The sequence below is a fragment of the Streptomyces sp. NPDC000983 genome (assembly GCF_040299205.1).
Classification (GTDB): Bacteria; Actinomycetota; Actinomycetes; order Streptomycetales; family Streptomycetaceae; genus Streptomyces.
In genome coordinates this window covers 52,829-78,486 of the sequence record NZ_JBEPBM010000035.1, presented here as the reverse complement: position 1 = coordinate 78,486, position 25,658 = coordinate 52,829, and the positions used below count along the sequence as shown (strand labels likewise).

The following is a 25,658-nucleotide window of genomic DNA, read 5'->3' as shown; positions in this document are numbered from 1 at the left end:
ATGTTAGCTGCGTCCCCTACCGGCTGGTGCTGCCCGCCGATCGGGAGCCGCTCGCCCAGGGCTCGGCCGCCGCCCCCCGGCGGGGGGGAGGGGGCGGGCCGGGCCCGGCCGTCGCACTTTGGTCAGGGGAAGGGGTGCGGGATCCGTCGGATCTCGTGCTCCGCCAGATCCGTGGCGCGCAGCCCGCCGCGGTGCGCCGCGGTCCGCAACCTCGGCATCAGCAGGGCGCGTTGGCGCGTCCACCCGAAGTCGATCGGCAGCAGGCCCGGAGCCAGCGCACAGACCGTCCGCAGTCCCATCCGCTCCTGCTCCGGAGTGGTCTGGTCGACGACGATCACATCCAGGCCCGCGCGCACCAGCTCGTCGCGGCACAGGGCCACGTCGTCGAGGAGGTCGCCGGTGCGCGGCCGTCCGGTGGCCTCCCACTCCGCGTAGATCTCGGCGGGCGGCAGGACGGCGCGTGGCTGGTGGTACGGCCTCACATGTGCTGCCGTCTCGGGCAGGCCGTAGAGCTGGGCGTGGTCCTTGAGGTGCAGGACCTTCGTGAAGTCGGCGGCCATCGCCTCCAGTTCGCCGCGCCGGTCCGCCACCTGCCCGGGCAGGTGCGGGATGTACGTCAGCACCTCCGACAGGGCGCCCTCCAGTGCGGCGGTCGGGTCCAGCGAGGCGCCGGCGCCGAACGAGTGCAGCCCGGCTCCGCCGTCCCGGCGCACCGCGAGGCCGGTGACCACGGGCACCGCGAGGTCGATCCGGTTGTCGAATGCGTGCACGTCGTAGCCCTGGAGCGCGGCCCGGTCGATCATGGCGCGGACGGTCGGGTCGCCGACCGCGGTGAGGTCGATCTCGGTGAGCGGGGTTCCGCCGTACCAGGCGAGCAGGAAGGCGTCGCGCTCGATCAGTTCGAGGAGCCCGCCGAGGACCGCCTCCTCCAGACAGCCGCCGATGGCGCAGCCGTTGGAGCACTCGAAGACGAAGTTGTCCGCGGCGAGCCCGGCGCTGTAGTGGACGAGCCGGGCGGGCACGAGCAGCGGACGTTCGTCGCGCAGCGAGTAGCCCCACACCCAGGGGATCGGGCGGTCGGGGTCGAAGGGGTCGACGAGTGGGTCGTCGCGGTAGGTCTCGGGGGCGTAGAAACCGCAGGAGGCCGGGTCGAGCGCGTCCTGGCCGAGGCTGTTGAAGGACGCCGTCAGCAGTTCGGTGCCGCGCCGCCGGTGCGTGCCGGCATAGCGTTCCAGCCCTTCCAGGAAGGCCAGGTTCCGGCTGGCGGAGAATCCGTTGGCCTGGCCGCTCCAGGTGACGTCGGTCAGTCCGGCGTAGCCGCGCATGAAGACGCTGCCCGCGACCGGTGCGGTGGTGGGGGAGGTCACGTTGAGCCAGGTCCCCGAGCCGAGCAGCCCGGTGACGGGGTTCGCCAGCGCGTCCGGCGCCAGCGGGTAGGAGGACGCCGGGCGCAGCCGGTAGACATCGGCGGCGGGCTTCGGCCGGGGCAGCAGGGCGAGCCGGGCCGAGTCCGAGGTGTCCGGTCCGTGGGTGCCGCAGTGCGGGCAGAGGGGGTCGGCGTACAGCGGGTACGTGCGGATCGTCAGCGTCGCCGTGTCCAGGCACGACACCTGCGGCAGCGACCGGTCGGCGGGTGTCGCGCCGGGCGGGACGGCGTGCGCGCGGTCCACGACGGCCTCGTGCAGCAGGTTCACGGCGTCGGCGAGGAAGGCGGGTTGCGCGGGCCAGTGCGGGGCGAGGGTGCGGGGGCTGCCGGTCTCCAGGGCGTCGCGTTCGGTACGGGAGCGCAGCCGCTGCCAGCGCATCGCCAGACAGGTCCCGCAGGCGCGCCGGTCCTGGTCGCCGCCCCACGGGCCCACCAGGATCTGCCGGACCGTCACATGCACTGTGGCACAAGGGCGTTCGGCTGCCCACGGGTCCCCGGCGGTCCCGCCCAGCACGTCGCGCGCCCCGATCGGCACCACGGAGGGCACCCGGTCCGCGGGACGCCGCTCGGCCAGTTCGTCGCGCAGCAGCTGCCGGGCCGCCTCCAGCGGCAGCCCCTCGGTCGACGTCGTGGTCATGTGCGGCTGCTCCAGCGGAAGGTCCTCAGCGCGACGGCCGCGCAGACCACGGTGAAGGCGGCCAGCGCACCGCAGTCGACCGCGATGTCCCCGAGACCGCCCGAGCCGGAGAGGGAGGCGGTGACGGCGTCGTTGAAGTAGCGCAGCGGCAGCGCCAGGGACACCGTCTGCAACCACGACGGCATCATGTCCAGCGGCAGGAACGAACCGGACAGGAACGCCATCGGCACCATCAGGAAGTTCGCGATGGCGGCGACGGCCTCCGGGGTGTCCGCGTACGAGCCGATGATCACGCCCATCGTGAGGAACGCCGTGATGCCCAGCAGCAGCACCGGCAGGGCCAGCGGCCAGCGGGAGTCGAGCTCCAGGCCGAACGGCGGCAGCAGCGCCACCGCGACGAACACCACCGCCTGCACCACACCGACGGCCAGCGCCAGCACGTAGCGGGAGGCCAGGACGGTGGGCAGGCTCGTCGGCGTCATACGGATCAGGCGCAGCAGATCGTCCCGGCGCCACTGCATCAGCGTGAACGCGATGCCGAACACGGCCGCGTTGCCCACGCCCCAGGACATCACTCCCGGAGCGATGTAGGAGATGTAGGGACGGCCCGTCTCCGCCACGTCCTGGCCGCTGAAGATCAGCCCGAAGACCACCAGGAAGACCAGCGGGAAGGCGAACGTGAAGAAGAGGGTGGCGGCGTCCCGGACCTGGGCCCGGTATCCGGCGGAGGTCAGTGCCCCGTAGGCGCTCATGCCCGGTGCTCCGTGTTCTCGGCGGTCGGGGGGTGCGGACGCGGTGCGTCGGCGGATCGGGTCGGGGAGGTCAGCTGGAGGTAGACGTCCTCCAGGGAGGCGGTGCGGGTCTGCACCCCGTCCAGGCCCGCCGCCGCGTCCAGCGCCGACAGGACCCGACCGGACCGCCGGGTCTCCAGGACGAGGCTGCCGCCCCGCAGTTCGGCACGGTCGACGCCGGGCAGCGCGGCCGCCTCGGCGAGCGTCATCCGGTCCGGGGGCAGGAGCACCGAGGTGGGCGCGTCGGCCGCCGCGACCAGCCCGCGCGGAGTGTCCAGCGCCGTGATCCGGCCCTCCACCAGGATCGCCACGCGGTCGCACAGCGCTTCCGCCTCGTCGAGGTGGTGGGTGGTGTAGACGATGGTGCGGCCCGCGGCCTTCAGACCGCGCAGCACGTCCCACAGATCCCGGCGCGCCTGCGGGTCGAGGGCGGCCGTCGGCTCGTCCAGGAAGATGAGTTCGGGGTCGTGGACGAGGGCCGAGGCGATGGCGAGCCGCTGGCGCTGACCGCCGGAGAGGTTCTCCACCCGCACGTCCGCCTGCCCGGTCAGCCCGACCGACTCCAGGGTGCGCGCCACCGCGGACCGGTCCGCGCGGTAGAGGGCGGCCACCGTCGCCAGATGCTCACGCGCCTTCTGCCGGACGAAGAACGCCGAGGACTGGGTCTGTACGCCGATCCGCGGCAGCAGCGCCACATCCCGGGGCCAGGGGGCGCGGCCGAGCACCCGGACCGTGCCCGAGTCGGCCCGGCGCAGGCCCTCCGTGATCTCCAACAGGGTCGTCTTGCCTGCTCCGTTGGGCCCGAGCACGCCGAAGAACTCGCCGCGGCCGATCCGCAGCGACACCCCGTCCAGCGCCTGCCGTGCGCCGTACCGCTTGTTCACCCCCTCGACGTCGATGGCGGCGTCCGCCGCGGGGTGGCCGGAGTCCGCCGGCACGGTTTCCGTCTCCGTCATGGGACAGCTCCTCGGGACAGGCCCGTCAGGGGGTCAGCAGGACAATCGCGGCGGTGACGGCACCGGCCGCGAGCAGACAGACCAGAACGGACGAGCCGATCCCGTATGCCAGGTACAGCACCCGCGCCCGGCGCGGGTAGGCGGACGCGGCCCGCCGGTCGCGCAGCCGCAGTCTGAGGTAGCGCGCGCTCTGCGGCGCGTACCCGGACACGCCGAGGGCGTGGGCGAGCATGGTGTAGCCGTCGAGCGGCGGCAGCGGGAGCAGGTTGACCAGCGCCTGGGCGCTGCCGAGCAGAAGCAGCCCGGACAGGACGCGGCGGGTGGGGTCGTCCGTCTCCAGCGCCGCCCACCACACGGCGAACGGCAGCAGGAACAGCAGGTTGGCGAAGGCGCCGGCCGCGCCGATCACCAACTGGTGCCGTCGGCGGGCGAGGAAGCGGTAGTTCTCCACCCGGCAGTACATGATCGCCACGGGCAGCCGCCAGCGCAGCCCGATCTCACCGACGGTGCCTCCGTGGTGACGGGCCGCGATGCCGTGCGCGAGCTCATGGCCGGCGGTGCTCAGCCACAGCAGCGTGAACACGCCTACCAGCGCGACCGGTTGACGCAGCAGCCACCCGGTGTCGCTGAGCAGCGTGCCGGCCGATGCGGCGAGTACGGCCTCCATGGCCAGGCAGAGTGCCAGCAGCGCCAGCAGCACGCTCGGGCGCAGCAGCGGGCGGAGCACGCCGTGCAGGCGGGTGGTGGTGGCCTGGGCGTCTGCGACCAGGCGCAGGCTGCCGCGCAGGAGGGTGCCGGTGAGGGACGGTCCGCCAGAGGTGTCGGCCGCCTCGTGGGCCGCTGCCCCGGCCAGCAGCCGCTTGGCGCCCAACAGGCCCAGCAGCTGGCGCCAGTTGGCCTCGCCCAGGCGCCGTCCGAACGCGGCCGCGTAGTCGGCGCCGATCTCCTCCAGATCCCGCTCCCCGTCCAGCCGGGAGATGAGGAAGTACTCCTTCGGGCCCACCTCGAAGGAGGCGCCGTCCAGCGGGTCCTTGATGAGATGGACCGTGTCGGGACCGCGCAGCAGCGGCGGGCTGAGCAGGATCTCCGGCCTGAGCCGCGGCCGTTGGGACAGGAGCCCGGCGGCTTCCGGCGGCCTCATGACGCCGCCTCCGCGTCCGCCACGGCACCCGCGCGCAGCACCCGGCCGAGGATGTGCGAGAGGTACGCCTCGTCGCGGATGGTCACATGGAGCCGGTTGTTGGTCATGTGCATGTACGGGGAGAGGAGGAGGGGCAGAGCGACCGCCGGGTCGGTGACCCGCTCGTCGCGGGTGCCGTCCCAGGAACGGAACACCAGCTCCCCGGCCTCGGCCAGCGCCACCGCCCGCTCGCGCAGCTCCAGGCAGTGCGCGGCCCAGCCGCGCAGGAAGGCGGGCAGCCGGTCGAGCCGCCCGTCGGTGACGGCCGCGCGGATCTCCTTGAAACGGCGGCCCAGCCGCGGGGCCAGCTCGCTGTAGCTGCGGTCGTACTCCGTGGAGCCGATGAACCCCGTGTCCGGGAACGCCTTGTGCCAGAACTCGTAGTAGCGGTCCAGGTAGTCGGCGAGTTCACCGTCGTCGGGCAGGAAGCAGCCCGCCATCACCATCATCAACTGCGCCGAGGTGCCCAGCAGTACGGTCCGCAGGTGCAGGTTCATCGTGCCGAACGCCTCGACGACGAGATCGCTGGAGTGCGCGAAGTGCCACTCGGCCAGCTCGACGCCCGCCGGACCGCCGTACTTGCCGTACTCGGGCTCGTAGGGCTCGTACGACTGGGAGTTGTTGGGCCGCAGCCGCATCCGGCCGTCCTCGCCCATGAAGTCCCCGCGCTCACCCTCGGGGAACTCGATCTCGAACAGGGCGTTGTAGAACTCGTTGAGGAACCCCGAGTCCACCTCGTACAGGGCGGGCCTGCTCCGCAGGAAGGCGGCGATCGCCGTTTCGGCGCGGCGGCGCACCTCGGCCGTCGCCTCCTCGGACACGGGCCGCAGCCGCAGCCTGACGTGCGGGCCCTCCAGCCAGTAGTTGATGAAGAAGTGCCCGGCGAGCAGCCCGTCCTCGCGGAGTTCGGAGATCAGCGGGCCGACGCAGTTCACCAGCAGCGGCTGCGGGTTGGCGGCGTAGAAGACGTGGACGGCCTGCCACGCGCCGGGGGAGGGGGTCAGCTCGGACATGGGGCGTGCTCCTGGGTGCGAGGGGTGTGGGTGAAGGTCTCCACGGACAGTTCCGCCACATGGCTGCCCCGCTCGGAGACGACGTGCAGGCCGTTCTCGGCCGGGAGCATCTCGCGCAGTTCCACCCGGTCCTCGGGGGACTTCACCAGCGCCTCGAACGCGGCCAGCGACAGCGGGCTGTCGAAGTCGACGTACTGCGGCTTGGCGCCCGCCCCGCCCCGGGGACCGGTGGAGACGGTCGCGAAGACCCGCTCCGGCAGTTCGTGCTCGCGGCGCCAGCGCCGCCAGGCCAGGAACACCTCGGACTCCGGGGAGCCGGCGGGCAGGGTGGGCAGCGAGGCCGCGGTGGTGGTCCAGCAGCGCCGGGCGAGGACCAGGTTCCGGTGGCGCACCCGCGGACGGCGGGTCACGCCCCCGTGTGCGGGACCCTGCGGGACTCCGGCCCACACGTCGAGCGGCGCCAGTGACGTGGGGGAGAGCAGCAGCAGGGTGCGGGCCGTCTCGGGCAGGGCGAGCGGCACCAGATAGCCCAGGTAGACCGGGAGGACCTCGCGGTCCAGGCGCTGCGAGCGCAGCACCAGCCGGTCGGCGTCCTCGTCGTGGTGCAGGTGGAGGTCGGTGAGGGGGATGCGCCGGTCCTCCGGCACGGAACTCGCCTCCCCCGGACACACGATCTGGTAGTCCGTCAGCCGCCCGTGGAGGTTCAGGTTGCTGGTGACCGGACCGCCGGTCACCTCCGCGAGCACCGCTCCCGGCGGGGCGAGCCGCGCGGACTGCTCACGCAGCGGCCCGGACAGACCGGGCCCGGACGGCTCGTCCCAGACATGCGTGAACCGGCTGAACGGGAACGACACACCCCCGTAGGACCGGTTGAGCACCATCAGCGCCTCACCGCCCTCCGAGGTGAGCTGAAGATGGTGGCTCTGCGGGGTGAACGGGGCGCTGAGACCGGCTAGTTCGGCCGCCACCTCGTCGAGGTGCTCCTCCGGCAGCTCAAGGTCGCCCGGGCCGGTGTGCGCGGCCCACAGCGCTCGCATCCGGTCGATGAACGTCCGCCGGCCCCGGTCCAGCGTCCTGATCTCCGCGAGCCCCAGCCAGTTCTCCTCCGGCACGTACTCGCCCCGCGCGTCGAAGGGGACGCGCTTGGCGCTGAAGGACAGGTACTGGTCGAAGAAGTCCTCGTGGAAGTCGTGCACCAGGCCCAGCAGATCGTCGCACCGGCCGCCCCTGCCGTAGCGGGCGAGGAAGAACCCCTTGAACGTCACGCGCTGTGCGAGGGTCAGGTCGAACGCGGGCAGGATCCGCTCCACCGAGCGCAGCGCCCCGCCGTCCGCCCCCGTCCAGGCGCCCAGGCCGATCGACACGTCGGCGCCCGCGTCGGCGTCCTCGTACACCAGCGTCTGCGGCAGCGACACGTCCGCCGCGCCCAGCAGCCGCTGTGCCCGCTCCAGGCAGGCGCGCACCGCGCTCAGCAGCGCCCTCCGCCCGGCCGTGTCCGCGTCCGGATACGACGCCAACAGCGCGACCGCGTCGTCGAGTTCGGCCGCGAGGGTGTCCGCCCAGGGTCGGTCCAGTGCGCGCAGCCTGTCCCGGAAGGCGGCCAGGGGGTCGCCGGTGTGCACATCGGTGTCCAGGCACGGCACCCGGAGCATGCCCAGTTGCAGCAGCGCGGCGACGTAGGCCTCACCCAGTTCGGCGTCCGCCCCGTGCTCGGCGCACAGCCAGTCGACCACCTCCCGGTAGCGCAGGTCCCGTTCGCCCAGCAGGGCGATGAGCCGGTCGAGGGTGCCACTGCGACGCAGGAAGAACAGCCGGTCCTTGACCGCGTCGAAGGTGACCGCCGCGTCGTCGTCGCCCGCGGTCACCCAGCGGCGCACGTACCGCACCCGGCGGTCGTCGCCGCCCCACCCGGAGGCCAGCCGCACCGGCAGATCCGCGCGCAACTCCGCCGCGGCGAGCACCAGTTCGGCCAGGCGCGCCAGCACGACCACGTTCAGCCGCACCCGGCCCCGCCACCGGTCGCGCACCCGCAGCCCCGGATCGGCGCCCTCGCCGAACTCACCGAGCGCGACACCGGTGAAGGTGCTGAAGGGGCTGGTCTTGCACGCCGTGCGGTAGACGTACGACAGCACCGAACGCTCCACCTTGCGCAGCCGTTTGTCGGGCCGGGCGACCGCGTCCAGCCGCAGGTACGGGCCCAGCCGCGCTTCGAGGGTCGGCGAGGCGAGCAGCAGCCCGTGCCGCAGCCGGTCCTCCGTCAGGAGTCCACGCAACGCCGCACGCGAACGGGCGAGTTCGGCGCCGAGCAAGTCTCCTCCTGCGCCCAGCAGTTCGGTCAGTGCGCGGCGCTCCTCCAGCCACTGTCCCGTCTGCCGGGCCAGGGCCGGGTCGAGTTCCGCGAGCAGTTCGAGTGCGGCGGCGGAGTGGGCCGGCAGCCGGTTGTTGAACACGTCGCGGCGCAGGGTGAGCAGTAGGCGACGACCGGCGCCGCCGGCCGGCACCAACGCGTGCAGCAGGTCGCTGAGTTCGGAGCCGCGCTCGACGAGGTCCCGCTCGGCGGCGAGGACCCGGTCGGCCCAGCGGGCGGTCTCCGGACAGCGCAGGTCACGTACGGATTCGACGGGCAGCCCGGCCACCCGCAGGAGGAAGCGGCGGCCGGGCTGCCAGCTGGATGTGGGTGTCACGGCGGATTCCCCCGGGTCAGACGAGCTCGGAGCGGAAGTCGGCGGGCTGCGGGCGCTCGTTGCCCAGCAGCATGATCAGCAGGGGAGCCTCCCCGGTGCCTTCGAGCCCCAGCTCCTCGATGTAGGAGATGTTGTCGAAGCCGAGGGCGACACCGGCGCCGAGTCCCAGCGCGGACGCGGCGGTGTAGAAGGTCTGGGCGACGGCGCCGACGACGGCGTTGACCAGCCGGTAGCCCCGGTCGCCGACGGCGTCGAGGACGGCGGTGGTCCGCACGGTCGGCACCAGGACCGCGCCGGCCTGTTCGAGGTTGTAGTTGGACAGGAAGTAGTTGTCCTGGAGGAAACGGCCCGGCGGACCGGGCACCACCGGACGCAGGGTGTGGGTGTCGGGCTCGTAGGCGTAGGCGCCCGGCTCGACGCCCTCGACATGGTTGACGAAGGCGTACAGCCGGCTCAGACGCGGAGTGCCCGCGGGTTCGGCGTCGCCGCCGAGGCGGGTGGCCGCGCAGGCCGCCAGCGTCGCGGCGAGGCCCTCGGCGGTCATCGGCACGGTGGCGTCGAAGCGGCCGAAGCTGCTGCGGCGCGAGCGCAGCGCGTCCCGCACGCTGACGCCGGGGAACCGGGCGGGCGGCAGCGCGACCGCGTCCCCCGAGCCGGCCGCCCCGGCGGGGGCGCTGTCGGCCAGCGCGCCCGGCGCGGGCCGCTCGGCGGCGTGTTCGGCGGTCGCCCGGTGAATGCTCCGGAGCGTGCCGAACTCCAGCACCCTGCGGGACCGTTCGACATCCCGGCGCGCCACGGCCGCGCCACGGGCTTCGGGAGCGGGGCCGGCGGGCGGGGTGTCCCAGCGCAGCGGGACGACGGCGAACAGCCCCTCCTCGTCCCCCACCCCCAGCAGTCGGCTCAGCCGCTCCTCGTCGAACCAGAGAGCGGGAGCCACGCTCAGGCCCCGGGCCCGCGCCCACATCCGCCAGGTCTGCAGCAGCGCCCCGACGTCCATGGTCACCGCGTGGAACGAGAAGCTGTTGTACTTGAACGCGTTCTGCCAGTACTTCACGCCCAGCACCAGATACTGATCGGTCGCCTCCCCGTAACCGCCGAGCGCCGCGCGGACCTCCCCGCTGACGTCACCGGCCAGCAGCCGGCGCATCGCGTGGTGGGGCGGGGAGTAGTGGTGGACGCCGGGCGTGAGCGGGCCGGACGGTCCCGCGACCCAGTAGACGCTCACCGGGTACAGGCCCCCGCCGGAGGCCGTACCGCGGGACCAGTTGGCCTGCGTGTAGTGGGGGAGAGCCCCGAGATCGGTGTTGGCCTGCACACCGAGGCGCCGGCCGGTCAGCCCGTAGGAGTCCAGCAACATCCCGGAGAGCAGCGGCAGCGAGAACCGCTCGTCCGCGCCGGGCCCGTCCCCGGGCAGGCAGCCGGCCGTGACCGTGCCGTGTGCCGGGTAGCCGGTGTCGGGCAGGGGGAGGGTCTCGGCACCCGGGTAGTGCTTGGTCTTGCGCGGCCGGTCCGCCCAGTCGGGTACGAAGTCGGCCGGCTCCATCGGGATCCGGCCGCGGTGCATGATGGCCGTCGCGTACTGATGGGCGTAGCCCACGGGACTCTCCTTCTGCTGTCGCCTTCTGCTGTCGGTGCGGCGTGCGGTCGGTCGTCGGAGCGGTCAGGTGTTGCGGGAGGGCGGTCAGGGGAACGGGTGCGGGGCCGGGTTGAGGTCGTCGGCCGTCAGGTCCCGCTCGCGCAGGCCCGCCTCGCGCAGCGCGGTCCGCAGGCGGGGCATGCCCAGGGCGCGCTGCCTCGACCAGCCGAAGTCGATCGGCAGCAGCCCGGGCACCAGCACACTGAACGTGTGCAGTCCCAGGCGCTGTTGCTCGGGCAAGGTCTGGTCGACGACCACCACGTCGAACCCGGCCGCGGTCACGGCGTCGACACACCGCTCCAGGTCCTCGCGCAGGTCGCCCGACACGGGCGCGCCCGAGGCGTCGGGCCACACCAGGTCGGCGACGGCGAGCGGCGGGGCCCCGGGTTCCGCGCGCAGCAGGAAGTCGGCGTGGACGCCCATCTCCGGGACGCCGTAGACGAGTGGATGGTCGTGCAACGCGGTGACCTGGGAGAAGTCGGCGGCCATGGCCCGCAGCCGGGCTTCGTCGCGTTCCGTCCGGCCCTGGAGGTTGACGGCGTCGGTGGCGATCTCGCACAGCGCCGCGTCCAGCGCGGACTCCGGGTCGAGCCCGGCGCCGGCCCCGAAGCACATCCGGCCCGGTCCGCCGTCGAACCGCTCGGCGACGCCCGTGACGACGGGGATCGGGAAGGTGAGACGGGTGTCGAAGAACCGCGCCCGGTAGCCGTACATCGCCAGCCGCTCCACCATGTGCCGGGTGGCGGGGCGGGCGCTGGTCGCCGGGTCGATCTCGGGCAGTGACTGCCGCCCGTACCAGGCGAGGAGGAACGCGTCCCGCTCCACGACCTCCATCAGCCCGAAGTAGACGGCCTCCTCCGCGCAGCCCCCCGACGCGCAGCCGTTGGAGCTCTCCTGCACGAACCGGTTCTCCAGACCGGGCGCGTGATAGTACGTCAGGATCTCGGGCACCAGCCGGGGCGTGCCGTCGCGCAGCGAGTGACCCCACACCCACGGGATCACCCGGTCCGGCGTGAACGGCACCACGCGCGGGTTCGCCTCGTGGAAGGCGGGCGAGTAGAGCCCGACGAGCCGGGGGTCCACGGCGTCCGGCCCGAACTCGTCAAGGCTGCCGTGCACCGTCGTCCGCTTACGGCGCGAACGCATCCCCGCGTACCGCTCCAGGCCCTCCAGCACACCGATGCGGGCGCTCGTGCCGAACGAGGCGGAGTGCCCGCCCCAGAACGTCTCCCGCAGATACTCCCCGGACCGCATGGAGAAGCAGCCGATCGTCGCGGAGGTCGACGTGGACGACACGTCGAGGACGACGGACGGCCCGAGCGCCCCGAACACCGGGTTGGCGAAGGCGGCGACGTCGATGTCGTACGCCTCGATCGGCCGCAGCCGGAAGGAGCCCGCCGTGTGCTTGGGCGCCGGGGACAGGGTGAGCGCGGCACCGGCGGCCGTGTCGGGCTCGTCGGTCGCGCACACCGGGCACTGCGGGTCCGCCACCAGCGGATAACCGCGTACGGTCAGCGACCGCAGGTCCAGCACGGGGACGTCCGGGAACGGCTCCCGCACCGGGTGGCCGGCCACCCGGGCGACCAGGGCGGCGAGGGCGTCCGCCGCGAACGGGACCGCGTACGGCCACGGCCCCGACTCCCTTGTCCCGCCGCCGAGTTCGAGGGCGTCCCGCAGAGCCACCGAGCGGACCGCCTGCCAGCGCCGGGCCAGGCAGTGCGCGCACGGCGAGGTCCCGGAGCCGACCGGGCCGACGATCGCCTGCCCGGCGTACAGGTGCACCGGCACCGCGCGCGCCGCTCCGCCGCTCCCGCGGGCGATGTCGGTGAACGCGTCGACGAACCCCAGCGCGTGGACCGAAGCCTCGACAGCGCTGTGCCCCTGACGGTCCAGGGCCGCCCTGAGCAGGCCCGCCATGAGGCGGACCGCGCTCGGCTGGGGGGCGTCCGCTGGCCCGGTCCCGGCGCCCGGTGCGCCGGCCGTGAGGCTAGCCGACACGCCCGGCCTCCGCCGTCAGCAGGACCCGCACCACATGGATGCCCGCCCGTTCCAGATCCGCCGAGCCCGCGGGGACGACCAGCGCGTCACGGCCCCGCTCGCCGAGCCGCAGCAGCACGTCCGTCCACCCCGCCGCGGGGAGCGCCCCGGCCGTCACGGTCCCGTCGACGGACAGCGTGCGCGGATCGAGATCGCTCAGCTCGGGATCCCCGAACGTGGTGTCCGCGCCGAGCGACTGCCGCTCCGCCTGGACCTGCGCCAGCAGGTCGCGCAGCGCGCCCGAGAGCGCGGCCGGGTACGCCAGGTCGGCGCCCAGTGCCCAGCGGGCACCGGACCGGGCCAGCATCACCGTCACCCCGGAACGCTCCCGCTCGCCGAGGTCGAGGAGTTCCACCTCGGCCCCGAGGGTGCCGGTGGAGCGCAGCAGGAAGGTGAGTTCGGGGTCGGCGTCGTCGGGTACGTCGACCCGGTGCGCCGCGGCGCCGCGCACCGTCCGCCGGAGCGCGTCGTGGGCCAGGGCGGACAGCATGCCCCGCGCGGCGGCCTCGGCCACGCTCGCCCCGGCCCGCAGCCCGGCGCTCGTCGCCTCGAAGGTCCGCGCGTCGTTGTCGGCGCCGAAGGGGCGCACCGCCGCCGCCGGGACGAGGAAGTGTTCCTTGGTGAGCAGGGACGTCGCGGCGATCCAGCCGTGGACGGCGTCCTCCCCGCCGATCCCGGTACCGGCGGCGATCCCGGTACCGATGGCGAGGTCGGACGGTGCCAGGCGCACGGCCCGGTCCGGCGCTTCGACCGGCCGGCCGGGCACGACGTGCTCCGCGTAGCTCTCGGCGGCCCGGTACAGCGCCCGGAGCCGGGCCCCGGCGACATGGTGGACATCGGCGGCGGCGACCCGGCGGGGCCGCCCGTGACCGAGGCCGAGTGCGACGACGCTCAGCTTGAGGGGCGTCTGGGTGATGTCCTCGTCGTCGTAGCGGGTGAACACCCCGCTGTGCGGGCGCAGCAGCAGCGAGCGGCGGTTGAGTTCCTCGACGAGATCGTCCGCCTCGCGGGCCGTGTCGACCGTGGGCAGGGTCAGGGTGGTGGTGTCCGCCGCGCCGAGGTCCACCTGGGGCGGTTCCGTCGCCGTGTCGTCCGCGCACCAGGGGCAGCGCGGATGCGGCAGCAGCGGTTCCGCGACCACGTCGAGCGACTCCGTGTCCTGGACGACGATCTGCCCGGCCGTCTCGGCGGGCAGCGCGCCGGTCGCCGTCCGGAACACCTCGTAGCCGAGGAGATTGCCGAGCATCGCGGACTGCGGCCGTCCGGGACGCTTCCCGGACACCGGCGCGCCGCCACCAGGCACGGCGAGCGTGCTCCACAGATCGGCGGCCGCGGCGGAACCCTCGTTCGCGCCCATGCGCAGCACCGCGCACACCCAGCAGCCGGCCGTGCGGTCGGTCATCGACGGGCCCACGACCGCGAGCCGCCCGAACGACCAGGCCGGAAGGAGCGTGCGGCCCGACGGCACACCGGAGCGCAGGAGTTCGAGCACCACGCGCGCGCCCTCGGCCCCGCCGGTGACCACCACGACGTCGTACCCGTCGAGCGCGCCCCAGGTGAGGGGCGCGGGCCCGGGCAGGTCGCCGATCTCGACGGGGCAGCCGTCGGCCGTGGCGGCGGACGCCTCGTCGTCGATCTCCGCGCGGCCGAGTCCGGGCAGCACCCCGACGGCGGCGCAGCCGTTGCGGACCAGGCTCAGCACGCACCAGCGCGCCACGAGATCGGTGCCGACCACCGCGACGCGTGTGTCGCGGAACCGCTGGAACCGCCGCGCGGCGTCGTCCGAGTAGTGGTCGGCGTAGGCGATCTGCGGCGCGTAGCGGCGGGCCACGGCGGCCGACGGCTCGGACGCGTCGGCGACGTCGTCGGCGGGCCGCGCGGGGACGTCACGGGCGAACCCCCGCTCGTAGAGCGTGCCGACGAGTTCGCCGACCATGGCGCGCTGTCGTTCGCCGAAGCCCTCGCAGATCTCGTCGACCGTGTGGTCGCCGTTGAGATGCGGCACGAGCAGCGTGGCGAAGCGGTACGCCGATCTGGCCGTCAGCCGGAAACCGCCGTCGGCGTTGTGGAAGAGGACGCCGTCGGGAGTCTCGGTGAACAGGACGTCACGCCGGATGCGGGGGCGCGACGCCGCGACGGCTTCGTACCGTGCGGACTGCATGCGGGGATCACCTTTCGAGAGGACGGTGGGGCCTGTGGGGGAGGGGGCCGCGAACGGCCGCGGTCAGCCGGCCGACGCGGTGCGCACACCCGGCCTCGGCAGGGCGGTGACCTGCCGACGCGCGTAGACGCGGAGAAGCGAATGAATGCGGTACGGCTTGGGCGGGCCCTCCTCGATCAGTCCGGCGTCCGCGAGCTGCTCCAGAACCTCGTCCGGTGCGTGGGGTGCGCCGCGGACGGCGCCGCCGCGCTGTTCGGCGGCCAGCAGCAGGAACGCCTCGCTCAGTTCCGGGCTCAGCCGCCGCAGGGCGCCGTCGAACACCTTGGAGACGGACATGAGCGGCGCGTCGGCCAGGGACAGCCGGGCCGGCGGATCGGCGGCCAGCCAGTCCACGCAGTCGCGGATGCCCAGTCCGGGCCGGGTCAGCAGCCGTGCGGCGGCGATCCGCAGCCCCAGCGGGAAGTTCCCGCAGACCTTGGCGAGGGCGCGCGCCGCCTCGGGTTCCGCCCCGACCCGCTCCGCGCCGACCGTGGCGACGAGCAGCCGGTACGCCTCCAGGTCGTCGAAGGTGTCCAGCCGCAGGATGAAACCGCCGTGCGTGGCGGCGAGGCTGGCGAGGCCGCGCCTGCTGGTGATCAGGGCGACTCCCTCGGCGGCGGCGGGGAGCAGCGGCCGGACCTGCTCGGCGCTCACCGCGTCGTCCAGGAGGAGGAGCCTGCGTCCGGCCGCGCCGGGCGGCGGAAGCTGGGCGCGGGCCTCGTCGAGGCCGAGGGGATCGCCGTCCCGGGTGGTGAGGGCGAGGGTGAAGCAGCCGCCGGGGAAGGCGTCCTGGACCAGGTGGGCGGCTTGCAGGGCGAGGGCGGTCTTGCCGATGCCCGGGGCGCCCGAGATCACCACCGGCCCGGGTTCCGGGTCCGCGGAGGTCAACGTGTGGTGCAGCGCGCCGAGTTGGATGTCTCGACCGGTGAAGCAGGGGACCGGCTGCGGGTGTGCGGTCGGCTCTGTGTCGGGGGCGGTGGGCTGCCCTTCGGTGAGGGCCGGCGCAGCCGTGGGTGGGACGGCGGGGGCCGGTGGCGCGGGCTGCCCCGGGGCGGAGGGTTCCGGGGCGGTGGGTCCCGTGCGCGTGGCCGGGAGGGCGGTCGCGGGGAGCGCCCGCGGCCCCGCCGCCGCACCGTCGGACGGGAGCCGCCCGGTGATGGCGTGCAACGGTCGGCGGTCCGGGGCGACATCGAGTTCCTCGCCGCGCAGGATGGACAGTTCCAGCCGTTGCAGCGGTGCGCCCGGGTCGATCCCGAACTCCTCCTTGAGGCGTTCCTTGACGGCCCTGATCTCGGCGAGTGCCTCGGTCTGGCGGCCGGTCCGGTAGAGCGCCTCGACCAACTGCTCGGCGAACCGCTCCCGTTCGGGGTGGCGCCGGGCCGCGTCCCGCACCTCCACCAGCACCTCACGACATCGGCCGCGCGTCAGCTCGATGTCGCACAGGCGCTCCAGCACGCTCAGGCGCTCCTCGGTGAGCCGGGGCGCCTCGTCGCGATGGAGCATCCGCGAGGAGACGTTCGCCAGCACGGGCCCCTGCCACAGGGCGAGCGCCTCCTGGAGAACGTGGCGCTCGGTGTCCGTGTCCCGGGCGGCACGGGCGGAGGAGACCAACTCCCGGAAGCGGACGAGGTCGAGGGTCTCCCGGTCCATCCGCATTCGGTAGCCGCCGGGCACCGCCTCGATCGTGTCGCCGGCGATGCCGTACTTCGCGAAGATCCGGCGCAGTCGCAGGACGCAGCTCTGCAGGGCCGCCCTGGCCGTCGCGGGCGGTTCCGTGTCCCAGACCGCGCGCAGCAGGTAGTCGGTGGAGACGACCGCACTCGGGTGGATGAGGAGGGCTGCGAGCAGACTCGTCGGTTTGGACGGCTGCAGCACGACGACATCCTCGCCGTCGCCGATGCTCAGCAGCCCTAATAACAGGAACCGCATCCTACTTATGCTCCGTTTTGTCAACTACCGGACCGCGGGCGGCTGCTGATCGATTGGACGTCCGGGCCGGAAGAGAGGAAGGGTGCGAATCTCGCGGGACGGCTGCCGGTTATGGACGGCCGGCGAGCGCGTGAAGGCAATACGCAAGGGGGTTGCTTCACTACGGGGTGACGCTGCCCTTAACAGAGGCTTTCCTGTCAAGCGCCGTTTCTTACTCTATAGGCGAGATGCAGCCACGTCGATCCCCTCGGTTTGTGAGCGCCGGGTCCGAGTGGCGAACCTCGACCTGTTCCATGAATGCTGGACTTGTTCCGTTTGTCCGCTTGGACGTTATTCGAGAGCGGTAAGGATACGGTGATGGATGGGTAAAGTGCCAGTTCGAAGCCGTTGAGGGTGCGATTCTGGAGCCGTTCTCGACCATGGGGGAAGTCACCTCGGGAGATGGTCGAGAACCTGAACGCAATTCTTTTCTCCAGGCGTCCTCGAGTATTTCTCCCTTTGGCTGACCGAATTCGAAGGTGACCGACGGACGTCCGCGACTGTTCCTCCAATACCTGGAACACGCCGCTCCGCTCCCGCCGTCACGGCGACAGAATGTGAAGCGAAACAATTTCGCATACGAGGCCCGCCCTATCCGTGAGAGACAGGCAGGTCCGTGGCTGCCGTAAAGAGAAGAGCCGACGACTCGCCTGAAGAGGGGGACACCCGAGCATCCCCGGCCGGTTTGCCGGATCGGCAACAGCGGTGGCCGACCGGGGCCCCGGTCGGCGAGGGTGGGCCCGTGACCGAGAACACCGCGGCGACAACGCCCGCTTCCGAAACCCCTACGTCCACCGACGGCTACCTCGGTGATCCCGCGGTGGCGGCGGAGTGGGACAGCCGTTACACCGAGCGCGGGCAGCTGTGGAGCGGCCGGCCCAACGGCGCGCTCGTCGCCGAGGCCGCGGACCTCACCCCGGGGCGGGTGCTCGACGTCGGCTGCGGCGAGGGCGCCGACGCGGTCTGGCTCGCACGCGAAGGCTGGGACGTGACCGCGCTGGAGGTGTCGGGCGTGGCCCTGGAACGCGCGGCCGGACACGCCCGGGACGCCGGTGTCGCCGTCCGCTGGATCCATGCCGAACTCACCGGGGCGGCGCTCCCGCCGGCCTCCTTCGACCTGGTCTCCGCACAGTACCCGGCCCTGCTGCGCACCCCCGACGCCGCGTCCGAGCGGGCGCTGCTCGCGGCCGTGGCCCCGGGTGGTGTGCTGCTGCTCGTCCATCACGCCGGGATGGACGAGCACGGCGCGGACGACGGAGGCTTCGACCCCGCCGACTACGTCTGGCCCTCGATGGTGGCCGACCTCCTGGACGACGACTGGGTGACCGAGGTGAACGAGCAGCGTCCACGCGTGGCACCCGAGGGAGGCGCCGGCGCGCACCACACGGACGACGTGGTGCTGCGCGCCCGCCGCCTGCGCTGAAGCGACCCGCCGCCCCCTGACGCGCCCCGGCGCCCGAACGAAGCCGACGCCTCGGCCCCCGCTGGACGCCGGCCCGGCGAACCGTGGACCATGAGCACGGGCTGCCGCACACGGCTGCCCGTGCCTCGACTGCGAAGTGCCACCACGGGAGCCGATGATGGGTGACGTCGACGTTCAACTGCTCAGCGACGGCGACGGACTTGCGGTCATCGGCAGTCCGTCGGCCGTCGAGCAGTTCCTCGTCTCCGAACGGCTCCCGTCGAAGGACCTCGAACTGGCGAGGCTCGGCTCCGTCCTCAACACCCTTGCCGGAGCAGCCCGGACGGGTTCCGAGATCGCGGCCGAGTCGGGCCGCTGGGTGAAGCTGACCGAGCAATCGGCGCGCGCCCTCGACAAGTACGGTCTGATGAAGGGTTCCCACGCGGGCGCCAACCGGGCCGTACTCACGGAGAACGGCAAGATCAAGGGTCTCCTCGAACTGGCCAGGACGCCCGGTTCGCGGCTGAACAACCCGGCTTTCCTGACCGGGGCGGCGGGACTGATGGCGCAACTCGCCATGCAGCAGGCCATGGACGAGGTCACCGACTACCTCGCGGCGATCGACGCGAAGGTCGACGACGTGCTCGCCGCGCAGAAGGACGCGGTCCTGGCGGACATGATCGGAGCGGGTCTCGTCATCGAGGAGGCCCTGACCGTACGGGAGCAGGTGGGCCGGGTCTCCGAGGTCACCTGGTCGAAGGTGCAGGCCACCTCCATGACGATCGCCCGGACCCAGGCGTACGCGCTGCGTCAACTCGACGGGCTGACCGAGAAGATGCAGCGGCAGAACAAGATCGGTGACCTCGCCAAGGCGTCCAGGGACGCCGAGGCCGCGGTACAGGAGTGGCTCGCCGTGCTGGCGCGCTGCTGCCAACTCCACGACGCCGTCGGCGTACTCGAACTCGACCGCGTGCTGGACGCGGCTCCGGAGGAACTGGACCGGCATCGCCTCGCACTGCGCACCGCCCGGCGCAACCGCATGGACCTCATCGAGCGGAGCACCGAGAACCTGCTGGCGCGCATCGACGCCGCCGCCGGTACGGCCAATACGAAGGTGCTGCTGCACCCGAACGCCTCCCCGGCCGTGGTCCGTTCCGGCAACCAACTCGCTGTTGCCGTAGTCGACTTCCACGGGCGGCTCGGCATCGGCAACGGGCGGAACTCGTTGGACGCCAGACGCTGGAAGGAAGCGGCCGCGGAAGCACGGGACAAGGTCCTGGAGACCGGGGCGGAGGGCGTCGGCGCCGCCCGGCGCCTGGGCAGCGAGACCCTCGGCCGGGCCAGGTCCGTCACGGGCAACCTCTCCAGCGGAATCGCGGGACGAGTCCTCCGCAGGCGCGCGGACGACGAGGAACCCGGGCGCGAGAACTGAGCGGGCCCGAACAATCCGCCAGACTTGGCGCGCCGCCCCGGTACGCTCCGCCGTGTGAGCGGCACCGGCATACGTGATGAGCAGCTGAACCGGCTGTGGGGCGCCTTATGCGCCTTCGCAGGGACCTTCTTCCTGCTCTGGGCGCTTTCCTGGATCCACGCGAGTGTGCTCAACGAGGACCTGCACAACCGCTGCGACGCTCTGCACACGTCCAGCTTCCCCTTCGAGAAGTCGTGCAGGCAGGTGGACGGCACGACCCTGGGCGGGAACCACGCGCTCTTCGAAGGGCTCTTCTTCGGCTCGCTGGCCGGTGCGGTTGCCTGCCTGGCCCTCGTGCTGGTGATCGAGGACAGCCGAAGGCGGCGGTGACGTGACCGAGGGGCGACCCACCGGGGCGCCCACGCCGGAACCGCCGTAGACGGTGCCGATCCCGCGCCGGACCCACCCTCCCCCCGACCCGACCCGACCCGATCGCCGACGGCAATGGCCCCCCTCCACCGCCCGCACAGGCCACCGCTAGGGTCGTCCGATGACCAGCAGCAGCGTGTCGCACGGCACCCGCGTCGGCTCAGGCACGCCCGTGACGAGGGCGCCCGAGGACTGGAGGCACCGGCTGCGCCTGTTCGGGTACCGGAGGCCGCACGCGCCGACCGACACCCGCGACCGCCTCAACCCGCCGTACCCTCAACCCTCCACCAGAGCAGGGGAGTTCATAGGGCTGAGTGCGGCGAGGGCGCGTCGCCTCAGCAGCGCGATGGACTGGCTGGGCCCGCTGCTCGTCGGCCTGCTGGCCGCCGCGACCCGCTTCTGGCACCTGGGCCGCCCCAGGGACCTCGTCTTCGACGAGACGTACTACGCCAAGGACGCCTGGTCGATGCTGCGGCTCGGCTACGAGGGCACCTGGCCGGACCGCAAGGTCGCCGACCCCCAGCTGCTGGCGGACCCGCAGGTGATCCCGCTCTCCGACACCGGGGCCTTCGTCGCGCACCCGCCGACGGGGAAGTGGGTGATCGCGCTCGGCGAGGCCATGTTCGGCCTCACCCCGTTCGGCTGGCGCTTCATGACCGCCGTCCTGGGCGCGCTGTCGGTGGTGATGCTGTGCCGAATAGGCCGCCGCCTGTTCAGGTCGACCGCGCTGGGCTGCCTGGCGGGCGCGCTGATGGCCGTGGACGGCCTGCACTTCGTGATGAGCCGCACCGCCCTGCTCGACCTCATCGTCATGTTCTTCGTCCTCGCCGCCTTCGGCAGCCTGCTGATCGACCGCGACCACGCACGAGCACGCCTCGCCGCCGCCCTTCCGGTCGACGCGCACGGCCACGCCCGCCCCGACGCCCGCGTCGGCGACCGCACCGGAACAGGGCTGCGCCCCTGGCGCCTCGCGGCGGGCCTTTTCCTCGGGCTGGCCGCCGCCACCAAATGGAACGGCCTGTACTACCTGGCCTTCTTCATGGTCCTGACCCTCCTGTGGGACGTCGGCTCCCGCAGGGTGGCGGGCGCCCGGCACCCCTACCGCGCCGTCCTGCGCAAGGACCTCACCCGGTCGGCGCTGTCCGTCGCGCCCGTCGCCGCACTCACCTACCTCGCCTCCTGGACCGGCTGGTTCCTCTCCGACCACGCCTACGGAAGGCACTGGGCGGACGGCCGAGGCGGCCCCTGGTCATGGATACCGGCCCCGCTGCGCAGCCTGTGGCACTACGAGCACAGCGTGTACGAGTTCAACGTCGGCCTGGACGCCTTCCACAAGTACGAGTCGAACCCGTGGAGCTGGCTGGTCCTCGGCCGCCCCGTCCTGTTCTCCTACGACTCGCCGAAGTCCGGCGCCGCCGGCTGCCCAGGGACGACCGACTGCTCCCAGGCCATCCTCGCCCTGGGCACACCCCTGCTGTGGTGGTCGGCCTGCGCGGCCCTGGTGTACCTGCTCTTCCGCTGGGCCCTGCGCCGCGACTGGCGCGCCGGCGCCGTCCTGTGCGCGGTCGCCGCGGGCTATCTGCCCTGGTTCCTGTACCAGGACCGCACGATCTTCAACTTCTACGCCGTCGTCTTCGTGCCCTACCTCTGCCTGGCGCTCGCCATGACGATCGGCGTACTGCTCGGCCCGCCGGGGAACGAGAAGCGCCGCCTCGGGGGAGCGGTGACGGCGGGCGTCCTGGTGCTGCTCATCGCCTGGAACTTCATCTACTTCTGGCCGATCTACACCGGCCAGACCATCCCGTACCCCGACTGGCAGGCCAGGATGTGGTTCAACACCTGGGTCTGACGAATGCCCCCTGGAGTCCGCGCCGGGGGAACATCGCCACGCCCGGGTGTCGAGAATGCGCGACCGGCTCCGTCCCAGGGGTACCAGTGGTCGAAACCGACCGCGCGATCACCGAGGAGCACCCCGTGGCGATTCAGAGGATGGACAACGTGGCCGTCGTCGTCGACGACCTGGAGGCCGCCGTCGCCTTCTTCACCGCTCTCGGCATGGAGCTGGAGGGCGAGGCGGACATCGAGGGGATCTGGGCGGACCGGACCGTCGGCCTCGACGGGGTCCGCAGCTCCATCGCGATGATGCGCACCCCGGACGGCCACAGCAAGCTGGAGCTGACGAAGTTCCACACCCCCGCGGCGGTCAGCGCCGGACCGGCCGCCCCCGTGCCGAACACCCTGGGCCTGCACCGGGTCATGTTCGCCGTCGACGACATCGACGACACGATCGCCCGCCTGCGCGGCCACGGCGCCGAACTCCTCGGCGAGGTGGCGCGGTACGAGAACCACTACCGGCTCTGCAACCTGCGCGGCCCCGCGGGAATCATCGTCGCCCTGGCCGAACGGATCGGCTAACCCTCACCGCCCCGGGGGGTCGCGCCGGCCACCAGGAGTTCCACGCCGAGCGCGGTGAGCTGCTCGACGGCGGGGGTGCCGGGGTCCGCGTCGGTGATCAGACCGCTGATCTTGTCCCAGGTCAGGACGCGGTAGCGCGACGCCGTACCGATCTTCTCCGAGGAGGCGAGGATGTAGGTGTCGGCGGCGCGCGAGGCCAGGGCCCGTTTCATCGCGGCCTCCTCGGCGTCACCCGTGGTCAGTCCCGCCTCGGGGTGGACGCCGGTCACGCCGAGGAAGCAGACGTCGGCGGAGACGTTCTGCGTGGCCTCGACGGCGGCGGCACCGCAGGCGACCGCCGAGTGCTTGAAGATACGGCCGCCGAGGAGGAAGAGCTCCGCCCGCGGATGGCCGACCAGCGCCGACGCGATCGTCGGACTGTGGGTGATCACGGTGCAGGCGAGGTCCTGCGGAAGCGCCCGGGCCACGGCGAGTGCGGTGGTCCCGCCGTCGAGGATCAGCGTGGCGCCCGGCCGGACGAGTCCGGCGGCCACCGAGGCGACCCTGCGCTTGCCGTCCGGGGCCAGGGTCTGCCGGGCGCTGTAGTCCGCCACCGCGGGGGAGACCGGCAGAGCCCCGCCGTAGACGCGCTGGCACAGCCCCTCGGAGGCGAGCTCGCGCAGGTCGCGCCGCACGCTGTCCTCGGAAATGCCCAGTTCGGCGGCGACATCCTTGGCGACGATCTTGCCCTCGCGGGCGAGCAGACCGAGCAGATGGTCACGCCGTTCAGCAGCCAGCATCCGCACTCTCTCCTGTTCTTGCACGTTTCTGCATGTATCTTAGCGCCCATGAACGACAAGCCCAAGCTCATCCTCATCGCAGGCCCCTACCGTTCCGGCACCGACGGCGACCCGCAGGCCATGGCCGCCAACCTGGCCCGCCTGGAAGCCGCCGCCTGGCCCGTCTTCGCCGCCGGTCACCTCCCCGTGATCGGCGAGTGGATAGCCCTGCCCGTCCTGCACTCGGCGGGCGCCGGCCCCACCGACCCCCTCGCCGACCAGGTGCTCTACCCGACCGCCGACCGCCTGCTCGCCCACTGCGACGCCGTACTGCGCCTCCCCGGCGACTCCGCCGGAGCCGACCAGGACGTGGCCACCGCCCGCCGCCGCGGCCTGCCCGTCTACCACGACGTGGCCGAGATCCCCCGCCGCACCCCGCATGAGTCCGCGTGAGCGGCCGCCCCGGCGCAGACACCACGGCCGACAACTGGACACGCCCCGGCGTAGACACCACGGCCGGCTCCCGCGCCCGCCCCGGCGTCGACATCCCCGACCACCGCGGCCGTACCGCCCTCGACCGGGCCGGACGCGGACTCGACCGCAACCCCGGTGTCCGGGTCCGCGACGTCGAACTCACCTCCCAGGGCTGGCACGTCCTGCGGCGCACCACCTTCGACTACCGCCGCCGCGACGGAAGCTGGGAGACCCAGCAGCGCGAGACCTACGACCGCGGCGACGGCGTCGTCGTCCTGCCCTACGACACGGAGCGCGGCCGCGTTCTGCTCACCCGCCAGTTCCGCTACCCGGCCTACGTCAACGACCACCCCGACGGCATGCTCGTCGAGGCGGCGGCCGGCCTGCTCGACGCGGACGACCCGGCCGCCGCCGTCCGCCGCGAGAGCGCCGAGGAACTCGGCGTCACCCTCGGCCCGCTCACCCACGTCCTCGACGCCTACATGAGCCCCGGCTCCGTCACCGAACGCCTCCACTTCTTCGCCGCCCCCTACACCCCGGCCGACCGCACGGGCGCCGGCGGCGGACTCGAGGAGGACGGCGAGGACATCGAGGTCCTCGAACTGCCCTTCACCGAGGCCCTGGCCATGACCCGCGACGGCCGTATCACCGACGGCAAGACGATCCTGCTCCTGCAGTGGGCGGCCCTGGAGGGGCCCTTCGCCGCCACGGCGGTCGCCGGCCCTCGAACGGCGGGAACCTGATCCGTCGTCCACGGGCGGGACCGCCTGCGCCCGGGAAGATCCGGGGCCGCGACAGAGACGGAGACGTCGGGCGTGCAACCGTTCGAGATCGGCAGGAGTCTAGCCACCGACGAACCGTTCTCACGTACGTCGCCGCCCGTTCACGCGCGTCCCCCAAGAGGATCTCCCCATGCCGAAGTCCCCACGCAGTCGTCCAGCCGCCCGTGCCGCCGTCGCCGCACTCGGCGCGTCCGGCCTGATAGCGCTGGCCGCGGCCCCTGCCGCCTTCGGCCAGGAGGCGCCCGAGCTGGTCGTCGGCGGCATCGGGCCGGTCGACGGGCTGAAGCCCGGGAGCAGCTTCGAGCTGCCCGTCACGGTGGCGAACAAGGGGTCGGTGGCCGCCGAGGACGTGTGGGTCGCCTACACCGTCACCCGTGGCCTGGACTACGCCGAGGTTCCCTCCAACTGCGCGGTCCAGCACATCCGCCCCTACGACGAAATGCCCGAGAGGTGGCGGGCCGTGTGCTCCTACGACCAGGTGGTGGAGCCCGGCGTCGTCTACACGCCCGAGAAGCCGCTCCGGGTGACGGCTCTGGACCGGGCGCTCTACGACGAGGTGGGCGTGCGTGTGCAGAGGGGAACCTTCGGGGCTGACGAGAACGGTGACACGCCGGTGCAGGGAACCGCGCCGGCGGTGGACCTGGTCGAGGCGCCGGCCGGTGGCGAAGGGGCCGCGCGCTATCTCTTCGCGTCCGTCACCACCGACAACACGGCGGACTACCAGGTCACGGGCGCCGCGTTGAAGGGGAGCGTCGGTGACACGGTGACGATGAAGGCGAAGTTCACCAACGCCGGGCCCGCCTGGGTGAGGTACCGGGAAGGGGACCGGTCCGCCAACGTCAGGATCAAGATTCCCGCGGGCATGTCGGTCGTCAAGCATGCCTATTACTGCCACGCCGACGGCGACACGTACAGCTGCGGTATACGGCCGTTCAACGAGGGTGGCGGAGAGACCTACACCTTCGAGCTGAAGATCGACAAGCGGGTGCCGGACGCCAAGGGCTACGTGGCCCTGAGCACCGAACCGCGACCGTTCGACCCCGAGAAGTCCAACGACAAGGCCGACATCACGCTGGAGGTCACGGGAGGGGACACGACCGGCTCGACGGGCGGCTCCGGCGGCTCCGGTACCTCGGGCGGCACGGGCGGCTCGTCGGCAGGCTCGACCGGCGGCTCGTCCGGCTCGGCGGGTGGCTCCACGGGCGGCTCGACCGGCTCCACGGGCAGTACCGGCAGCGGCACGTCCGGCTCGGTCGGCGGCAACGGGTCGACGACGAGCGGCGGCAACCTGGCGGCGACCGGCTCCTCGGCCCTGCCGCTCGCGGGCGTCGCCGCTGCGGCCGTGGTCGCGGGGGCGGGCGCAGTCGTCATCGTACGCCGCCGCAGGGCTCAGCGCCTGGGCTGACGATGCTCCGAGTGCGGCGGTGGTACCGGCGCCGGGTTTCCGGGGCGAGTGGGG

General features: G+C 72.8%; 19 protein-coding genes. 8 read left to right on the top strand and 11 right to left on the bottom strand.

Features of this window, described 5'->3' with window-relative positions; all coding sequences use genetic code 11:
* Window positions 1–122: 122 nt before the first annotated feature.
* The 10 genes from ABT296_RS30440 to ABT296_RS30395 form a co-directional block, all read right to left on the bottom strand.
* The gene (locus ABT296_RS30440; RefSeq protein WP_351931891.1) at window positions 123–2,063 is read right to left on the bottom strand and encodes a TOMM precursor leader peptide-binding protein; all 1,941 of its coding nucleotides are present in this window, start codon (window positions 2,061–2,063) and stop codon (window positions 123–125) included.
* Window positions 2,060–2,815, bottom strand: coding sequence for an ABC transporter permease (locus ABT296_RS30435; RefSeq protein ID WP_351931890.1), 756 nt, complete (start codon window positions 2,813–2,815; stop codon window positions 2,060–2,062). The genes ABT296_RS30440 and ABT296_RS30435 overlap by 4 nt, the downstream gene beginning before the upstream one ends.
* On the bottom strand, window positions 2,812–3,810 hold the full coding sequence (locus ABT296_RS30430; protein WP_351931889.1) for an ABC transporter ATP-binding protein: 999 nt from the start codon (window positions 3,808–3,810) through the stop codon (window positions 2,812–2,814). Before ABT296_RS30430 ends, ABT296_RS30435 begins: the two co-directional genes overlap by 4 nt.
* A gap of 25 nt (window positions 3,811–3,835) precedes the next feature.
* Entirely contained in the window at window positions 3,836–4,951 is a 1,116-nt protein-coding gene (locus tag ABT296_RS30425; RefSeq protein ID WP_351931888.1) for a zinc metalloprotease, read from the bottom strand.
* Entirely contained in the window at window positions 4,948–6,003 is a 1,056-nt protein-coding gene (locus ABT296_RS30420) for a lantibiotic dehydratase C-terminal domain-containing protein (RefSeq protein ID WP_351931887.1), read from the bottom strand. Before ABT296_RS30420 ends, ABT296_RS30425 begins: the two co-directional genes overlap by 4 nt.
* Window positions 5,991–8,687 carry a lantibiotic dehydratase gene (locus tag ABT296_RS30415; protein WP_351931886.1) on the bottom strand — a complete coding sequence of 899 codons (2,697 nt, stop codon included), beginning with the start codon at window positions 8,685–8,687 and terminating at the stop codon, window positions 5,991–5,993. Before ABT296_RS30415 ends, ABT296_RS30420 begins: the two co-directional genes overlap by 13 nt.
* 16 nt (window positions 8,688–8,703) lie before the next feature.
* Window positions 8,704–10,284 carry a nitroreductase family protein gene (locus tag ABT296_RS30410; protein ID WP_351931885.1) on the bottom strand — a complete coding sequence of 527 codons (1,581 nt, stop codon included), beginning with the start codon at window positions 10,282–10,284 and terminating at the stop codon, window positions 8,704–8,706.
* 84 nt (window positions 10,285–10,368) lie between these two features.
* The gene (locus ABT296_RS30405) at window positions 10,369–12,321 is read right to left on the bottom strand and encodes a TOMM precursor leader peptide-binding protein (RefSeq protein WP_351931884.1); all 1,953 of its coding nucleotides are present in this window, start codon (window positions 12,319–12,321) and stop codon (window positions 10,369–10,371) included.
* Window positions 12,311–14,521 (bottom strand): TOMM precursor leader peptide-binding protein, encoded by a 2,211-nt coding sequence (locus tag ABT296_RS30400; protein ID WP_351931883.1) that lies wholly within the window; start codon window positions 14,519–14,521, stop codon window positions 12,311–12,313. The genes ABT296_RS30405 and ABT296_RS30400 overlap by 11 nt, the downstream gene beginning before the upstream one ends.
* Window positions 14,522–14,584: 63 nt before the next feature.
* Window positions 14,585–16,489 (bottom strand): AfsR/SARP family transcriptional regulator, encoded by a 1,905-nt coding sequence (locus ABT296_RS30395; RefSeq protein ID WP_351931882.1) that lies wholly within the window; start codon window positions 16,487–16,489, stop codon window positions 14,585–14,587.
* A 781-nt stretch (window positions 16,490–17,270) separates the two neighbouring features.
* Here ABT296_RS30395 and ABT296_RS30390 point away from each other — a divergent pair.
* The 5 genes from ABT296_RS30390 to ABT296_RS30370 all read left to right on the top strand — a co-directional run bounded on the left by ABT296_RS30390 (window position 17,271) and on the right by ABT296_RS30370 (window position 22,185).
* Complete coding sequence (locus tag ABT296_RS30390) at window positions 17,271–17,951, top strand: class I SAM-dependent methyltransferase (protein ID WP_351931881.1); 681 nt, start codon at window positions 17,271–17,273, stop codon at window positions 17,949–17,951.
* A gap of 154 nt (window positions 17,952–18,105) precedes the next feature.
* Window positions 18,106–19,362: a hypothetical protein gene (locus ABT296_RS30385; RefSeq protein ID WP_502977359.1), complete on the top strand. Its 1,257-nt coding sequence runs from the start codon at window positions 18,106–18,108 to the stop codon at window positions 19,360–19,362.
* Window positions 19,363–19,416: 54 nt separating this feature from the next.
* Window positions 19,417–19,731 carry a hypothetical protein gene (locus tag ABT296_RS30380; RefSeq protein WP_351931879.1) on the top strand — a complete coding sequence of 105 codons (315 nt, stop codon included), beginning with the start codon at window positions 19,417–19,419 and terminating at the stop codon, window positions 19,729–19,731.
* Between the two features lie 160 nt (window positions 19,732–19,891).
* A complete protein-coding gene (locus ABT296_RS30375; RefSeq protein ID WP_351931878.1) occupies window positions 19,892–21,619 on the top strand; it encodes a dolichyl-phosphate-mannose--protein mannosyltransferase in 1,728 nt (575 codons plus the stop codon).
* A gap of 140 nt (window positions 21,620–21,759) precedes the next feature.
* Window positions 21,760–22,185 carry a VOC family protein gene (locus ABT296_RS30370; protein ID WP_351931896.1) on the top strand — a complete coding sequence of 142 codons (426 nt, stop codon included), beginning with the start codon at window positions 21,760–21,762 and terminating at the stop codon, window positions 22,183–22,185.
* Here the strand turns inward: ABT296_RS30370 and ABT296_RS30365 are convergent.
* Window positions 22,182–22,964: a DeoR/GlpR family DNA-binding transcription regulator gene (locus tag ABT296_RS30365; RefSeq protein ID WP_351931877.1), complete on the bottom strand. Its 783-nt coding sequence runs from the start codon at window positions 22,962–22,964 to the stop codon at window positions 22,182–22,184. The two genes, ABT296_RS30370 and ABT296_RS30365, sit on opposite strands and share 4 nt — an antisense overlap.
* Window positions 22,965–23,012: 48 nt before the next feature.
* On the opposite strand from ABT296_RS30365, the gene ABT296_RS30360 reads away from it, so the two are divergent.
* From ABT296_RS30360 to ABT296_RS30350, 3 genes are all read left to right on the top strand, one after another.
* Window positions 23,013–23,396, top strand: a complete 384-nt coding sequence (locus tag ABT296_RS30360; protein WP_351931876.1) for a DUF4406 domain-containing protein — start codon at window positions 23,013–23,015, stop codon at window positions 23,394–23,396.
* 92 nt (window positions 23,397–23,488) lie between these two features.
* Window positions 23,489–24,160, top strand: coding sequence for an NUDIX domain-containing protein (locus ABT296_RS30355; RefSeq protein WP_351931895.1), 672 nt, complete (start codon window positions 23,489–23,491; stop codon window positions 24,158–24,160).
* 169 nt (window positions 24,161–24,329) lie between these two features.
* On the top strand, window positions 24,330–25,604 hold the full coding sequence (locus ABT296_RS30350; protein ID WP_351931875.1) for a hypothetical protein: 1,275 nt from the start codon (window positions 24,330–24,332) through the stop codon (window positions 25,602–25,604).
* Window positions 25,605–25,658 lie beyond the last annotated feature (54 nt).

Excerpts from the sequence above, each read along its gene's own strand:
- ABT296_RS30420 (WP_351931887.1), bottom strand. The coding sequence starts at position 6,003 with ATGTCCGAGCTGACCCCCTCCCCCGGCGCGTGGCAGGCCGTCCACGTC.
- ABT296_RS30400 (WP_351931883.1), bottom strand. The coding sequence starts at position 14,521 with ATGCAGTCCGCACGGTACGAAGCCGTCGCGGCGTCGCGCCCCCGCATC.
- ABT296_RS30365 (WP_351931877.1), bottom strand. The coding sequence starts at position 22,964 with ATGCTGGCTGCTGAACGGCGTGACCATCTGCTCGGTCTGCTCGCCCGC.
- ABT296_RS30440 (WP_351931891.1), bottom strand. The coding sequence starts at position 2,063 with ATGACCACGACGTCGACCGAGGGGCTGCCGCTGGAGGCGGCCCGGCAG.
- ABT296_RS30360 (WP_351931876.1), top strand. The coding sequence starts at position 23,013 with ATGAACGACAAGCCCAAGCTCATCCTCATCGCAGGCCCCTACCGTTCC.
- ABT296_RS30370 (WP_351931896.1), top strand. The coding sequence starts at position 21,760 with ATGGACAACGTGGCCGTCGTCGTCGACGACCTGGAGGCCGCCGTCGCC.
- ABT296_RS30385 (WP_502977359.1), top strand. The coding sequence starts at position 18,106 with ATGATGGGTGACGTCGACGTTCAACTGCTCAGCGACGGCGACGGACTT.
- ABT296_RS30435 (WP_351931890.1), bottom strand. The coding sequence starts at position 2,815 with ATGAGCGCCTACGGGGCACTGACCTCCGCCGGATACCGGGCCCAGGTC.
- ABT296_RS30425 (WP_351931888.1), bottom strand. The coding sequence starts at position 4,951 with ATGAGGCCGCCGGAAGCCGCCGGGCTCCTGTCCCAACGGCCGCGGCTC.
- ABT296_RS30375 (WP_351931878.1), top strand. The coding sequence starts at position 19,892 with ATGACCAGCAGCAGCGTGTCGCACGGCACCCGCGTCGGCTCAGGCACG.
- ABT296_RS30430 (WP_351931889.1), bottom strand. The coding sequence starts at position 3,810 with ATGACGGAGACGGAAACCGTGCCGGCGGACTCCGGCCACCCCGCGGCG.
- ABT296_RS30350 (WP_351931875.1), top strand. The coding sequence starts at position 24,330 with ATGCCGAAGTCCCCACGCAGTCGTCCAGCCGCCCGTGCCGCCGTCGCC.
- ABT296_RS30395 (WP_351931882.1), bottom strand. The coding sequence starts at position 16,489 with ATGCGGTTCCTGTTATTAGGGCTGCTGAGCATCGGCGACGGCGAGGAT.